A 14,773-nucleotide genomic window follows, 5' to 3' on the forward strand; every position below is an offset into this window, starting at 1 on the left:
CCGGACCTACTGGATCTCCAGCTGCTTGCCGCCCGTGCCCGCCCGTTTCGGCAAGTCCAGCAGCAAGACCCCGTTTTCATAGCGCGCCTGCGCCCCCGCCTCGTCCACCTCATGCGGCAGCACGAAGCTGCGGTATTGCTGGCCGTACTCGCGTTCGCTGCGCACGGCCTTGCCGCCGCCGTCGCGCGTCACTCGTTCTTCCTTGAGCTCGGCGCTGATGGAGACGCGGTCGCCGTCGATGGAGACCTTGATGTCGTCCTTGTTGACGCCAGGAATTTCCGCCTGCACCTGGTAGGCTTGCTCGGTTTCGGAAATATCGACGCGCATGCGCGAGGTGCCCCCTTCGCGCAGGCGCAGGGCGGGGGCAAAAAAGTCATGCATGAATTCTTCCATGTCGCTGAACGGGTCGAAGCGCGCCAGCGAACGCTGTGGATCGCGGTGTATCAGTTGATTAGCCATGATGTCCTCCTTGCCTGGGATGGCCTGCATGTCAATGCAAAAAACTAAGCACGGTGGCAACCTTGCGGCAGTCCGCAAGCATGCCACCACCACAGCCATACTAGGACGGCACCTGGTGGTGGCATTGAGCTGCCTCAATCAGGCAAGCATTGTATTGCCGGTCATTTCGGCATATCAGGGCATCAGACGCTGCGTGTCGATGAACTGGCGCACGCCATCGGGCTGCGCCGCCTTCCACGCTTCCAGCTCGGGCCGGTAAGATTCGCGAAACTGCAGCAGCAGCAAGGCGGGCTCCAGCTGCCCTGCCGCATGCAGTTTCCGCATGCGCAGCAGTGCCGGATCGGTCAGCACCGCGCCGCGGCGGGCGGCCAGGTCGTCGAAGGCACGCATGGCTTGCTGCCAGGCCGTCAGTTCGATCTGGAATGGCGACAGTGTATTTTCCTTCTTGAAGGCCGCCGTCTTCAGGCTGGCCTGCCCCATGGCCAGCAACTGCCACATGGCCGTGTCGGCCGACATCGTGGCGCCGGGCGCGGGCGCCGCGGCAAACACTTGTATGCGCGGCGCGCCATCGGGGCGGTCCACCGAACCCTCGGCGCCGCGCCGCAGCTTGAGCGCCGTCAAGGGCTGTCCCGCCGTCGCGTCTTTCAGCGCCGACAGTTTTTGCCAGGCCAGCGGCTGGTCGGGCCGCGCGCCGATGCTGCTGGCCAGCGCGGCGACGGCCGCATCCGTCTTTTTCTGCTGCAGCAAGGAATCGGACAGGAAACGCCATGCTTGCGCATGCGTCGGATCGATCTCCAGTGCCTTGCGGAAACGCTCTTCCGCCTGCGGCCACTGCTGCTGAGCCATGAAACAATCGCCCGCATACACCCAGGCGCTTGCAAAGCGGGGATCGGCCTGCTGGGCTTTTTCATACTGTTCCAGCGCCGCTCCGTACTGCCGCGCCTGGAACAGGCGCTCGCCCTGCGCCATGAAGGCGGCGGCCTGCGGCAGCGGCGCATGGGGCCGTAAAGCCTGGTCGGTGCTCATGGTGCGCAGCAATTCTTCCGCGACGGGGTCGTTCGCGTCGACCTTCAAGGCCTGGCGCGCCGCCGTCTCGGCCATGGAGCGCAGCTTCAAGCGCGCCGCCTCCACCCGTTCCGTGTCGCCGGACAAGCCGTAATGCATCACCGCCATGGCCGCAAACGCGCTCGAGGCGGCCGGGTCGGCCTGTGCCGCCTGCATGAATTTCTTGGCGGCCGCTTCATGCTCGCCCTCCTGCGCGAGTAACTGGCCTTGGTGCAATAATTGCACACTTGCATTATTGCCAATGACGGCAGCCTGGGCGGACAGGGAAAAAGCCGTACTTAACATGGTGACACAAGCAAGTTGACGTAACATTTGTTCGATGCCTCTCATTATGAAGTTTTACACATCTGCATTGCGCGACAAGGCTGCTATGCTAGCGCACGCTATACATGCACACCAGCAATACTTGCATTTCAATTAAAATTGTTTTTTTGCGATACTTTCGACCACGGACACAATGAATACCAAGACCCCGATCGACTCCTTCAGCTTTCGCCGCATTCTGGCCCGCAACGTCACCTTGCCGCTGGTCATCGGCGTCGTCACGGCCCTCGTCTTTGTCGGCCTGATCGCCTACCTGCTGTCCGCGCTGCGCTCGGTCGAGCACTCGGAACGGGTCATCGGCAACGCCAACGAGGTCATGAAGCTGTCCGTCGACCTGGAAACGGGCATGCGCGGCTATCTGCTGACGGGCGACGAAACCTTTCTGGCGCCGTATAAATCGGGCAAGGCGAAGATCGCCGTCGAGATGACCACCTTGCTTGAGCTCGTGTCCGACAGCCCCATCCAGGTGGACCGTCTGCGCCGCATCCGCGCGCTGCAGAACCAGTGGATGGCGTACGCCGAGAGCGTCATTGCCCAGCGCCGCAGCAACCAGGAATTCCTCGCGCGCGTGCGCCAGGGCGAAGGCAAGCTGGAGTTTGACGAAATCCGCCGCGAGTTCCTCACTTTCCTGTCCATGGAACAGCGTTTGCGCCAGGAACGGGCCGATACGGCCGAGGGCCGCACCATGCTGGCCGTGGCGATCTTCCTGATCCTCAGCCTGGGCCTGTCCGGCATGCTGGCCTACCTGGGCCGGCGCGAACTGCTGCGCCTGTCCGACATCTACAATGAAGCGCTGGAACAGCGCGGCAAGGATAACGAAGTGCTGCAGGAGCAGGCATGGCTGCGCACGGGCCAGACGGAGCTGGCGGCGCACACGAGCGGCCAGCTGGCCTTGCCGCAACTGGGCCGGCAAGTGCTCGATTTCCTCGCCAACCGCCTGGACGTGGCCGTGGCCACGCTGTATGTGGTGGACGAGGACGGCAGCCTGCGCCGCACGGCCGTGTACGGATTCAACGACCAGGGCATCAAGGACAAGCAGGTCTTCAGGCTGGGCGAAGGCCTGGTGGGCGAGACGGCGCGCGAAAAGCGCCTCAAGCACATCAGGCAGGTGCCCGACAACTACCTGACCGTGACGTCGAGCCTGGGCCGCGGCGCGCCGCTGGAACTGATCTTGACGCCCGTCAACAACGAAGGCGCCGTCAACGGCGTGATCGAACTGGGCTTCACGCATCCCGTCAGCGGCCGCGCCAAGGAGCTGCTGAACCTGATCGCGGCCAATGTCGGCACCTCGCTGGAAGCGGCCCTGTACCGCCAGCGCCTGCAAAACGTGCTCGAAGAAACCCAGCAATTGAACGAGGAGCTGGAAGTGCAGCAGGAAGAGCTGCGCACGGCCAATGAGGAACTGGGCGAGCAGTCGCGCGTGCTGGAACAGTCGCAAGCCCACCTGGAAGAGCAAAAGGCGGCGCTGGAACAGTCGAACGAGCAGCTGGCCGTGCAGGCGCTGTCGCTGGACCAGAAAAACATGGCGATCGTCCAGGCGCACGCCCAGCTGGAAGCGCGCGCGGAAGAGTTGCAGCGCGCCAGCCGCTACAAATCCGAATTCCTGGCCAATATGTCGCACGAACTGCGCACGCCGCTGAACAGCTCGCTCATCCTGTCCAAGCTGCTGTCGGACAATAGCGGCGGCAACCTGACGCCCGAACAGGTGACGTTTGCGCAAACCATTTATTCAGCCGGCAACGACCTGCTGACCCTGATCAACGATATCCTCGACATTTCCAAGGTCGAGGCGGGCAAGCTGGAACTGACGCCGGAAGCCGTGCCCTTCGAGGAACTGCTCAGCAGCATGAAGATGCTGTTCGGTCCGCAGGCGCAGCAAAAGAAACTGGTGTTTGACGTCAAGGTGGCGCCGGACGCGCCGCCGTCGCTCGTCAGCGACCGCCAGCGCCTCGAACAAATCCTGAAAAACCTGCTGTCGAACGCCATCAAGTTCACGGATGCGGGCACGGTGGCCCTGCACGTGAGCACGGATGCGGCCGGCAACGTGCGCTTCCAGGTGCAGGATTCGGGCATCGGCATCGCCGACGACCAGCAGCACAAGATTTTCGACGCCTTCCACCAGGCCGACGGCACGACCAGCCGCCGCTATGGCGGCACGGGCCTGGGCCTGTCGATCTCGCGCGACCTGGCCGCCTTGCTGGGCGGCGGCATCGAGCTGGCCAGCACGCCGGGCCAGGGCAGCACGTTTACACTGGTGCTGCCGGCCCGCATGCCGGAACGCCCCACGGAAGCGGCGCCGTCCGCGCCGTCCGCAGCGCCGCAGCCGCCCTCGCGCGCAGCCGCCGCCGCGCCCAAGGCCGCGCCCGCCGCCAAGCCCCTGCCGCTGCCCACCTTCCAGGACGACCGCGATAACGCGCCAGCCGGCAAGACGGGCCAGCGCTCCGTGCTCGTCATCGAGGATGAACCGTCGTTTGCCGGCATCCTGTTCGACCTCGCGCATGAAATGCAATACCGCTGCCTGGTGGCCCATGGCGCCGACGAAGGCTTGCGCCTGGCCGAAGAATTCCTGCCCGACGCCATCCTGCTCGACATGGGCCTGCCGGACCGTCCCGGCCTGCTGGTGCTGCAGCAACTGAAGGAAAACCCGCTGACGCGCCACATTCCCGTGCACATCGTCTCCGGCAACGACCAGGTACAGGAAGCCATGCAGCTGGGCGCCATCGGCTACGCCACCAAGCCGCGCACGCGCGAGCAGTTGAAGGAAGTGTTCCGCAAGCTCGAATCGAAGTTCACGCAGCAGATGAAGCGCATCCTGCTGGTCGAGGACGATGAACGCCAGCGCGAAAGCGTGGTCCACCTGATCAGCGACGACGACGTGGAAATCACGGCCGTGGCGCTGGGCGAACAGGCGCTGGAGCTGCTCAAGACACAGATTTTCGACTGCATGATCATCGACCTGAAATTGCCCGACATCCAGGGCAACGAATTGCTCGAACGCATGGAACACGAGGAGCTGTGCTCGTTCCCGCCCGTCATCGTCTACACGGGCCGCAACCTGAGCCGCGAGGAAGAGGCGGACCTGATGAAGTATTCGCGCTCCATCATCATCAAGGGCGCCCGCTCGCCCGAGCGCCTGCTCGACGAAGTGACCTTGTTCCTGCACAAGGTGGAATCTGAACTGTCGAGCGAACGCCAGGGCATGCTGCAGCAGGTGCGCAGCCGCGAACGCGTGTTTGAAGGGCGCAAGATTTTGCTGGTGGACGACGACGTGCGCAACATCTTCGCCCTGACGAATGCGCTGGAACAGAAAGGCGTGGTGGTGGAAATCGGCCGCAACGGCTTCGAAGCCATCAGCAAGCTCAACAGCGTGGACGATATCGACCTGGTATTGATGGATGTCATGATGCCGGGCATGGATGGCCTGGAAGCGACGCGCTTGATCCGTGCCGACGGCCGCTACGCCAAGCTGCCCATCATCGCCATTACGGCCAAGGCCATGAAGAATGACCAGGAAGAATGCCTGCAGGCGGGCGCGTCCGACTACCTGGCCAAGCCGATCGACCTGGACCGCCTGTATTCGCTGCTGCGCGTGTGGATGCCGAAGATGGAGCGCATCTGATGGCGCGCCACCTGCCGGAGCGGCGCTGATGTCCGTGCGCCATACCGACGCGCAACTGCAGGCGCTGATGGACGCCATCTATCAGCGCTACAGCTACGACTTCCGCGACTACGCGCTCGCCTCGCAACGGCGGCGTTTGAATCACGCGCTCGACCGCTTCCACTGCGCCGACTTGCCTGCCCTGCAGCAACTGGTGCTGGACTCGCCGGCCGCGTTCGGCGACCTGCTGCAGATTCTGACCGTGCCCGTCACGCAAATGTTCCGCGACCCGGCGTTTTTCCTCGCCCTGCGCGAACAGGTCGTGCCCGTGCTGAAAACCTATCCCTCGCCGACCATCTGGGTGGCCGGCTGCTGCACGGGCGAAGAGGCGCTGTCGCTGGCCATCGTGCTGCACGAGGAAGGCTTGCTCGAGCGCAGCCGCATTTACGCCACCGACATCAACCCGCAGGCGCTGGCCGCGGCCGCGCGCGGCGTGTACCCGCTGCACCGCATGGCCGATTACGGCGCCAATTACGCGGCAGCGGGCGGCCTGGACCGGCTGGATGCGTATTACACGGTCGAGCACGCCACTGCGCGCTTCGACGCGCGCCTGCTCGACAAGATCAATTTTGCCGACCACAGCCTGGCGACGGACAGCGTTTTCGTGGAGACGCAATTGATTTGCTGCCGCAATGTCTTGATCTACTTCAATAAAACCTTGCAGGAGCGGGCACTGGGCCTGTTCCACGACTCGCTGTGCCACCGGGGCTACCTGGGACTGGGCAGCAAGGAAAGCGCGCATTTCACGCGCTTTGCCGCCGACTTCGAGCCATTGCCGGGTCCCGAAAAGCTCTACCGCAAGCGTGCGCCGTCGCTCGCCGCTTCCCATTACGCTGGGCGGCACATGCCAGGAATGAAACATGATGAATGAAACAAGCACCAAACTGCTGATCGTCGACGACTTGCCGGAAAACTTGCGCGCGCTCAATGCGCTGATCCGCGAGAGCGACCGCAGCGTCTACCAGGCGTCCTCGGGCGAGGAAGCGCTGGCCCTGCTGCTCGAACACGATTTCGCGCTGGCCATCCTCGACGTGCAAATGCCGGAAATGGACGGCTTTGAGCTGGCGCAACTGATGCGCGGCACGGAAAAGACGCGCCACATCCCCATCGTCTTCGTCACGGCGGCCGGCAAGGAAATGAATTTCGCCTTCCAGGGCTATGAAAGCGGCGCCGTCGATTTCCTGCACAAGCCGCTCGACATCAATGCCGTGCAAAGCAAGGTCAACGTCTTTGTCGCCCTGCACCAGCAGCGCAGCGAGACGCGGCGCCAGGTGCAGGCGCTCGAACACAGCCGCCAGCAGCAGGAAGCGCTGCTGAAGGAATTGCGCGCCACCCAGGCCGAGCTGCAGCGCTCGCTGCGCCTGCGCGACGAATTCATGTCCATGGTGGCGCACGAGCTGCGCACGCCGCTCAATACGCTGTTCCTGGAAACGCAGATGCGCACCGTCAACCTCGAACGGGGCAACCTGGCCGCCTTCGAGCCCGAGAAGCTGGGCAAGATGGTGGCGCGCGACGGACGGCAAATCCGCAGCATGGTGCGCCTGATCGACGACATGCTCGACGTGTCGCGCATCACCAGCGGCAAGCTGTCGATCCGCCGCGAAGCCGTCGACCTGACGAGCCTGGTGCGCCGCGTGGCCGACGACCTGGCGCCGTATGCGGCCACGACGGGCAGCGTGCTCGAAGTGCTGGCCTTCGAGCCCATCGAGGGCTATTGGGACGCCTTCCGCGTCGAGCAGATCGTTGTCAACCTGATCAGCAACGCCGTGCGCTACGGCCAGGGCCAGCCCGTGGAAATCAGCCTGGCGCACACGCAGAACAGCGCCGTCATCGAAGTGCGCGACCATGGCATCGGCATCAATGCGCGCGACCAGGAACGCATCTTCGACGCCTTCGAGCGCGTCATGCACCAGGACCGCACGGGCGGCCTGGGCCTGGGCCTGTTCATCACCAAGCAGCTGGTGGACGCGCACGGCGGCGCCATCACCCTGCAAAGCCAGCCCGGCAGCGGCGCCCTGTTCAGCGTCACCCTGCCGCTGGCCGGAAGCTGAGGCCGGCATGAGCAAGCACGGCACCAGCGCGGGCGGCGTGGCTTTTTTGCTGCAACTGGAACGGCGGCTGCGGCTGCTGCACGACACGGGCGAGATCCTCAGCCTGTCGGCGCAGCTGCTGGGCCAGCGCCTGGGCGCGCAGCAGGTGGCCTGCTTCGACATCGGCCAGACCCTGCAATGCCCTACCCTGCGGCATGCGTGGAGCGATGGCCTGGCGCCGGGCGCGGCCGGCGAGTATTTCCTTGGCGACTATGCCGCCGGCCTGGCCGATGCGCTGGCCGCCGGACTGGCCATCGCCGTCAGCGACGTCGCCAGCGACCCGCGCACGGCCCTGCCGGCCGCCCTGCCGACGTTTACGCGGCTGGGCATCCGCGCCTTCCTGAACATTCCCATCGCCAAGGACGGCCAGCTGGCCGCCCTGTTCGTCGTGCACAGCCGCGCGGCGCGCCTGTGGCATGCGGACGAGATCGAACTGGCCGTGCAAGTGTCGGAACGGGTCTGGTCGACCATCCTGCGGGCCCAGGCGCAAGAACAGCTGCGCCTGCTCAGTGCCAGCGTGGAACACCAGGTGGCCGAGCGCACGCGCGAATTCGGCCGCACCTGGAACGTCAGCCCCGATTTGCTGGGCGTGCTCAAGCTGGACGGCTATTTCGAACACACGAATCCCGCCTGGCAAGCAACCCTGGGCTGGTCGGCGGAGGAAATCCGCAGCACCAAATTCCTCGACCTGATCCACCCGGACGACTTGCCGCGCACGTATGCGGCCTGGGAAGCGGCCAGCCAGGGCCAGCCGGCCCTGCGCTTCGAGAACCGCTACCGCCACAAGCTGGGCGGCTGGCACTGGCTGTCGTGGGTGGCCGTGCCCGAAGGCGACAAGGTGTATTGCAGCGCCCGCGACATCACCGTGGAAAAGAAGCTGGAAGCGGACCTGGCCGCGCGCAACAGCGAGCGCGAGCGGCTGTGGCGCAGCGCGCAAGACCTGATGGTGGCCGTCGACGCCGATTACTGCTTTGCCGCCGTCAACCCGGCCTCGGCCGCCATCCTCGGCTGGCTGCCCGAGGAAATGCTGGGCCGCAGCGTGTTCGACTTCGTGCTGCCCGAGGATGCTCCCGCCACGCGCCAGGCCCTGTTGCAGGTGAGCAAGGAATCCATGCCCAGCTTTGAAAACCGCTACCGCCACCGCGACGGCGGCCACCGCTGGCTGTCGTGGGTGGCGGCCATCGAAGGCGACCTGGTGTTCGCCACGGGCCGCCACATCACGCTGGAAAAGGAAGCGGAAAGCAGCTTGCGCCGCATGCAGGAATCGTTGCGCCACAGCGAAATGGCCCTGCTGCAATCGCAAAAGCTCGAAGCGCTGGGCAAGCTGACGGGCGGCGTGGCCCATGATTTCAACAACGTGCTGCAAATTATCTCGGGCAATTTGCAGCTGCTGCAAATGACGCTGGACGGCGACCCGCTGGCCGCCAGGCGCATCGCCAGCGCCACGGCCGCCGTGGAACGGGGCGCCAAGCTGTCGGCCCAGCTGCTGGCGTTTGCGCGGCGTCAGCCGTTAAAACCGCTGGTGACGGACCTGGCGCAGCTGCTGCGCGCCACGGAAGACCTGCTGCGGCGCGCCACGGGCGAAAGCATCGACACGCGTATGCTGCTGGCCGACGACTGCTGGCGCGCCCTGGTCGACCCGCACCAGCTGGAAAACGTCATCCTCAACCTGGCCATCAATGCGCGCGACGCCATGGCCGGCCAGGGCCAGCTGACCATCGAACTGGGCAACATTGTGCTGGACGACGGCTACGCCGCGCGCCATGCGGACGTGGCGCCCGGCGACTACGTGCAGCTGGCCATCTCGGACACGGGCACGGGCATCGCGCCCGAGCTGCTGGACAAGATCTTCGAACCGTTCTTCACCACCAAGCGCGAAGGCGAAGGCACGGGCCTGGGTTTGAGCATGGCGTACGGCTTCCTGCGCCAGAGCGGCGGCCACCTGACCGTGGACAGCGTGCCCGGCCATGGCAGCACCTTCCGCATCTACCTGCCGCGCTCGCTCGAGGCGGAAACGGAGCTGCCGCTGCAGCTCGATGGTCCCGTGCTGGGCGGCAAGGAAACCATCCTCGTCGTGGAAGACGACCTGCAGGTGCAGACGACGGTGGTCGACATGCTGCGCGGCCTTGGCTACTTCGTGCTGCGGGCCGGCGATGGCGAAAGCGCGCTGAACATCATCGCCAGCGGGGTGCCCATCGACCTGCTATTTACGGACGTGGTGATGCCGGGCAAGGTGGCCAGCACGGAACTGGCGCGCCAGGCCAGGCTGCTGCTGCCGGGACTGGCGGTGCTGTTTACCTCGGGCTACACGCAGGACGCCATCATGCAGGGCGGGCGGCTGGAGCCGGGCGTCGAGCTGCTCAGCAAGCCGTACCGGCGCGAAGACCTGGCGCGGCGCATCCGCCATTTGCTGGCCAACAGGCGGCACGTGACGGCCCTGCACCAGTACCGCGCCCAGCTGGCGCCGCAGGCGAGCGCGTCCGCGCAGCCCGGGGGACGGCCGGGCGGACGCCATATCCTGCTGGTGGAAGACAACGACGACGCGCGCGCCATGACGGCCGAACTGCTGGCCATGCTGGGACACGCCGTGCAAGCCGTCGGCACGGCCGAGGCAGCCTTGCCCCTGCTGGGCGCGCCGGGGCTGCAGCTGCTATTGACCGATATCAGCCTGCCACGGATGTCGGGCGTCGAGCTGGCCGCCGTGGCGGCGCGCGACCATCCGCAGCTGGAAGTGGTGTTTTCCACGGGCCACGCGCCCGCCAATTCCGGCGTCAGCGACCCGCGCGCGCGCTTTCTCGTCAAGCCCTTTACAATTGAACAATTGCAGCAAGCCTTGCTGCCGCCTGCCTAGTACACTTCCAGCCCGCGCGCCTTGAGCGCCGTCGCCAGCTCTTCCAGGCTGAACGGCTTGCGCAGGAAGCGCGCGCTGGCGTCCTGCATCAGGCTGGCGCCCCAGTCATGCCCGGAAGCAAACACCACATCCAGCCGCGGCCAGTGCGCGCGCGCATGGCGCGCCAGTTCCAGGCCGGACATGGTGGGCAGGCTGATATCCGTCACCAGCACGTCCAGGCCCGGCATGGCCAGCAGCGGCATGGCCGCCTCCGCGCTGGCCACGCCATGCACGGTGTGGCCCAGCATGTTGAGCATCTCGGTGGTCATTTCGCGCGCGTCGTCGTTGTCTTCCACCAGCAGGATGCGCCGGCCGGACGGGTCGGGCGCGCCCACCAGGCGGCGGTCGGCCAGCAGGTAGCGGATGCGCCGCGCCAGGTCTTCGCGCCGGTACGGCTTGCTCAGCAGCTCGACGCCCGGGTCCAGCCGCCCGCCCTGCATGATGGCGTTGTGCGTGTAGCCCGAGGTAAACAGCACGGCCAGCTCCGGCAGCAGCAGCCGCGCCTGCTGCGCCAGTTCCTTGCTGCTGACGGGGCCGGGCATGACCACGTCCGTAAACAGCAGGTCGACGGCCACGCCCGTGCCCAGCAGGGCCAGGGCCGCGGCGCCGTCATCCGCATGCAGCACCTCGTAGCCGAGGCCGCGCAGCATGTCGACCACCGTATGTTGCACGGGAGCATCATCTTCCACCACGAGGATGGTTTCGCCGCCGCCCAGCACGGGCCCGCTCAGGCCAGGCGGCGGCTCGGCCAGTTTTTCCAGCGAACGGGGCAGGTAAATCTTGAAGGTCGTGCCGGCGCCCGGCGCGCTGTGCACCCTGATGTGGCCCGCGCTCTGGCGGATGAAGCCGTAGGCCATGGACAGGCCCAGGCCCGTGCCCTCGCCTTCGCGCTTGGTCGTGAAGAACGGTTCGAAGATCTGCTCGATCACGTCGCGCTCCATGCCGTGGCCCGTGTCCGTGATGGTCAGCAGCACGTACTGGCCCTCGAGCACGTCGGCGTGCCGGCTCGCGTAGTCGGCGTCGAGCGTGACATTGCTCAATGTAAAGGTCAGTCGGCCGCCCTTGTCCATCGCGTCGCGCGCATTGATGGCCATGTTCAGCAAGACGTTCTCCATCTGGTTCGGGTCGACCAGGGTATGCCACAGGCCGTCGCTGATGAAGGTTTCCTCGGAGATATCTTCGCCCAGCGCGCGGCGGATCAGTTCATGCATGCGGCGCAGCAAATGGCCCAGGTCCGTCACCAGCGGCTTCAACGGTTGACGCCGCGCAAACGCCAGCAGCTGCGACGACAGCTTGGCGCCCCGTTCCACGGCCGAGGCGGCCGAATCGAGGCGCTGCGCCGCCTGCGGGTTGTCGGCCACCGTCAGTTTCAGCAGCTGCAGGTTGCCCGAGATAATCTGCAGCACGTTGTTGAAATCGTGGGCCACGCCGCCCGTCAGCTTGCCGATCGATTCGAGCTTTTGCGCCTGCAACAAGGCCTGCTCGCTGCGCACCAGCGCCAATCGCGCCTCTTTTTCATCGGTAACGTCGCGGCCGATGGCGTGGATCAGCTTTTGCGCCGGCACGGCCGTCCAGGAAATCCAGCGGTAGCCGCCGTCGCGGCGCCGGTAGCGGTTTTCCATGCGCAAGGTGGGCGCGCCGTGGGCCAGGCGCGACAGGTCCTGCAGGGCCGCCATGCGGTCTTCGTGATGCACGAGGCTGATGAAGTCCATGCCCAGCGATTCGACTTCCGGGCGGTCGAGGATCTTGCTCCAGGCGGGATTGACGGCGATGATCATGCCGGCCAGGTCCGCCACCAGCATGATGTCGGTGGACAGCCGCCACATGCGGTCGCGGTCGGCCGTGCGGTTGGCCATTTCCAGTTCCAGCGAGGAATTCAGGTAAGCCATCCGCTCCAGCACGTTCTTCTGTTCCTGCACGTCCGTGTTCGTGCCGACCCAGCGCAGCACCTTGCCCGCCTCGTCGAACAGGGGCAAGGCGCGCGCCAGGAACCAGCGGTAGGCGCCGTCGCTGGCGCGGCGCATGCGAAATTCGTGTTCGTAGGCGCTGGCGCTGGCGACGGCCTGTTCCCAGCTTTTCTGCGTGGCCAGCAAGTCGTCCGGATGTACGCACTGGCGAAAGCCGCTGGAGACGAGCGACTTCATGGTCTGGCCCGTGTAGGCGCAAACCTGTTCGTTGACCCAGTAGGTAGCGCCGTTGCCATGCGCCAGCCAGGCCTGGTTGGGCATGGTCGAGGCCAGCGAACGGAACTGCGCTTCGCTGTCGAGCAAGGCATTGCGCGCCTGCCAGTGTTCGTCGATATCCTCGCAGGAACCGTACCATTTCACGGGCTGGCCCGATTCATCCTTCCGGCAATAGGCGCGCGAATGCACCCAGCGGTAGCGGCCGTCCTGCCGGCGCACGCGCATTTCCTGGTCCAGGGGCTGGCCGCTGCCCACCGCTTCGCTCCACGCCGCCAATGCGCGGGGCACGTCCTCGGCATGGATGGCTTCCAGCCAGCTGCTGCCCAGGCCGCTGCAGCCCGTCCAGTCGCGCCAGCGCTGCGCCACATAGTCGAGCTTGCCGTCGAGGTCGGCCGTCCACAGCACCTGCGTGTTCAGCTCGATGGCGTAATGAAAGTGTTCGCGGCTGTCGTGCAGGGCTTTTTCCAGCTGGCCCCGCTCGATGACATGGGCGGCCACGCGCGCGGCCAGCGCCAGCAGTTCGATTTCGGGCTGGGTGGGATGGCAAGTCGCCTGGAACAGCAGGCCCAGCACGCCCAGGACATGCCCCCTGGCGCCGAACACGGGCGCAACCCAGCAGGCGCGGTAGCCGTGCAGCAGGGCTTCCTTGCGCCCCGCGCTCCAGTGCACGTCGCGCGTGATGTCGCCGCAATACACGGGGGCGCCGGAAAAGGCCGCCGTACTGAACGGTGACGGCTGCTCGCCGCCGTGACGCAGGGCCAGGCACAGGTCTTGCGGCAGGCCGGGCGCGGACAAGCCGCAAAAGCGGTCGGCCTCGTCAATGAGCACCAGGCAGGCCTGCGCGCCGCCCTCGGCCAGTTCTTGCAGCGCCAGCAACAGGTGTTCCAGTGCATGGGCCAGGTCGACGCCTGCCGCAATGCTCCCCAGCGCGCTATGCTCGGCGTCCAGCAATGTGATGATGTTGTTTGCGTGCACCGTGTCGATAAGCGGATAACTGATGCCCCGGAATATACCATGGGGCAACACTTTTTTGAGAGGCAGATGGCACAGCGTTTTATATTATTGCGCGCCCCGCCGCCGCGCCCTGTTCCAGAGCGATATGCCTATGCTAGAGTGTTGCCATCCTCTCAAGCACCAGCCTCCATGACCATGTCCCCCTCCCTGATCGCCACCGCCCTGCTCGCCTCCGTCCAAGGCACCGTCGCCGCCCCCATGAGCCTCGACGACTACCTAGCCCTGGACGGCCCCGCCCCCACGGCGCAGTTCGCCTATGGCCCCGCGCCGTCGCAATACGCGCAGCTGTTCCGGCCCGCAGGCACGGGACCGTTCCCCGTCGTCGTGCTCGTGCATGGCGGCTGCTGGACGGTGGCCTTCGGCGGCATCGGGCAGATGCGCAGCGTGGCCGGCGCCCTCGCCGCGCAAGGCATCGCCGTGTGGAACGTGGAGTACCGCCGGGTGGACGAAGAAGGGGGCGGCTATCCGGGCACCTACGAAGACATGCACGCGGCGCTCGACAGCCTGCAGCAGCATGCGCCCCAGTACCAGCTGGACGTAAACCGCATCGTCGCCATGGGCCACTCGGCCGGCGGCCAGCTGGTGCAATGGATCGCCGGCAGGGAAAAGCTGCCAAAGACCAGCCCCCTGTACCGCGACAAGTACTTGCCAGTAAAAAATATCCTGAGCCTGGGCGGCCTGGCCGACCTGCGCCACGAGAAAGACTTGATCAAGAGCAGCTGCGAGCGCGACATCGCGCAACTGGCAGGCAGCGCCAGCACCGAGCGCCCCGACATCTACAGCGACACCAACGCCGCCGACCTGATCCCCAACGGCAGCCGCACCGTGCTGGCCACGGGCGAGCTCGACACGATCTCCCCTCCCCGCGTGGCGCACGACTACGCGGCCAGGGCCAAGCTGGCCGGCGACCATGCGGAGGTGCTGATCTTGCCTGGGGCAAGCCATTATGACGAGATTGCGGCGACGTCGAATGCCTGGGGGATGATTTTGCCGGTGATTCGGCAGATGCTGGGGATGGCGGGCGGAAAGGTGCAGTAAATGGGGCAGCATCCACCTCAAACCTCACCCCGCATGTGCTGTGGGATCAGTT

At 65.7% G+C, this 14,773-nt stretch carries 8 protein-coding genes; 5 read left to right on the forward strand and 3 right to left on the reverse strand.

What is annotated here, in order from left to right; translation table 11 throughout:
- Positions 1–6: 6 nt before the first annotated feature.
- Positions 7–459: an Hsp20/alpha crystallin family protein gene (locus AC07VI_RS07520; RefSeq protein ID WP_086144619.1), complete on the reverse strand. Its 453-nt coding sequence runs from the start codon at positions 457–459 to the stop codon at positions 7–9.
- Between the two features lie 174 nt (positions 460–633).
- Positions 634–1,749, reverse strand: coding sequence for a tetratricopeptide repeat protein (locus tag AC07VI_RS07525; protein ID WP_492994265.1), 1,116 nt, complete (start codon positions 1,747–1,749; stop codon positions 634–636).
- A 232-nt stretch (positions 1,750–1,981) separates the two neighbouring features.
- Between AC07VI_RS07525 and AC07VI_RS07530 the strand changes: the two genes are divergently transcribed.
- Genes AC07VI_RS07530 through AC07VI_RS07545 form a run of 4 tightly spaced genes read left to right on the forward strand, consistent with a single transcriptional unit; the run spans position 1,982 to position 10,447 of the window.
- Complete coding sequence (locus AC07VI_RS07530; RefSeq protein ID WP_492994267.1) at positions 1,982–5,467, forward strand: response regulator; 3,486 nt, start codon at positions 1,982–1,984, stop codon at positions 5,465–5,467.
- A 28-nt stretch (positions 5,468–5,495) separates the two neighbouring features.
- Positions 5,496–6,377, forward strand: coding sequence for a CheR family methyltransferase (locus tag AC07VI_RS07535; protein ID WP_492994269.1), 882 nt, complete (start codon positions 5,496–5,498; stop codon positions 6,375–6,377).
- On the forward strand, positions 6,367–7,557 hold the full coding sequence (locus AC07VI_RS07540; protein ID WP_086144563.1) for a hybrid sensor histidine kinase/response regulator: 1,191 nt from the start codon (positions 6,367–6,369) through the stop codon (positions 7,555–7,557). The genes AC07VI_RS07535 and AC07VI_RS07540 overlap by 11 nt, the downstream gene beginning before the upstream one ends.
- A 7-nt stretch (positions 7,558–7,564) precedes the next feature.
- Positions 7,565–10,447: a PAS domain-containing protein gene (locus tag AC07VI_RS07545; RefSeq protein ID WP_492994271.1), complete on the forward strand. Its 2,883-nt coding sequence runs from the start codon at positions 7,565–7,567 to the stop codon at positions 10,445–10,447.
- On the opposite strand, the gene AC07VI_RS07550 is transcribed toward AC07VI_RS07545, so the two are convergent.
- Positions 10,444–13,644: a PAS domain-containing protein gene (locus tag AC07VI_RS07550; RefSeq protein WP_253251904.1), complete on the reverse strand. Its 3,201-nt coding sequence runs from the start codon at positions 13,642–13,644 to the stop codon at positions 10,444–10,446. The genes AC07VI_RS07545 and AC07VI_RS07550 overlap by 4 nt on opposite strands.
- Before the next feature lie 168 nt (positions 13,645–13,812).
- On the opposite strand from AC07VI_RS07550, the gene AC07VI_RS07555 reads away from it, so the two are divergent.
- Positions 13,813–14,721 carry an alpha/beta hydrolase gene (locus tag AC07VI_RS07555; protein ID WP_492994273.1) on the forward strand — a complete coding sequence of 303 codons (909 nt, stop codon included), beginning with the start codon at positions 13,813–13,815 and terminating at the stop codon, positions 14,719–14,721.
- Positions 14,722–14,773 lie beyond the last annotated feature (52 nt).

The sequence above is a fragment of the Janthinobacterium sp. GW821-FHT03A03 genome, from assembly GCF_059421435.1.

What these genes read in the sequence shown, in the direction of transcription:
- AC07VI_RS07520 (WP_086144619.1), bottom strand. Translation starts at nt 459, where the DNA reads ATGGCTAATCAACTGATACACCGCGATCCACAGCGTTCGCTGGCGCGC.
- AC07VI_RS07530 (WP_492994267.1), top strand. Translation starts at nt 1,982, where the DNA reads ATGAATACCAAGACCCCGATCGACTCCTTCAGCTTTCGCCGCATTCTG.
- AC07VI_RS07535 (WP_492994269.1), top strand. Translation starts at nt 5,496, where the DNA reads ATGTCCGTGCGCCATACCGACGCGCAACTGCAGGCGCTGATGGACGCC.
- AC07VI_RS07540 (WP_086144563.1), top strand. Translation starts at nt 6,367, where the DNA reads ATGATGAATGAAACAAGCACCAAACTGCTGATCGTCGACGACTTGCCG.
- AC07VI_RS07545 (WP_492994271.1), top strand. Translation starts at nt 7,565, where the DNA reads ATGAGCAAGCACGGCACCAGCGCGGGCGGCGTGGCTTTTTTGCTGCAA.
- AC07VI_RS07555 (WP_492994273.1), top strand. Translation starts at nt 13,813, where the DNA reads ATGACCATGTCCCCCTCCCTGATCGCCACCGCCCTGCTCGCCTCCGTC.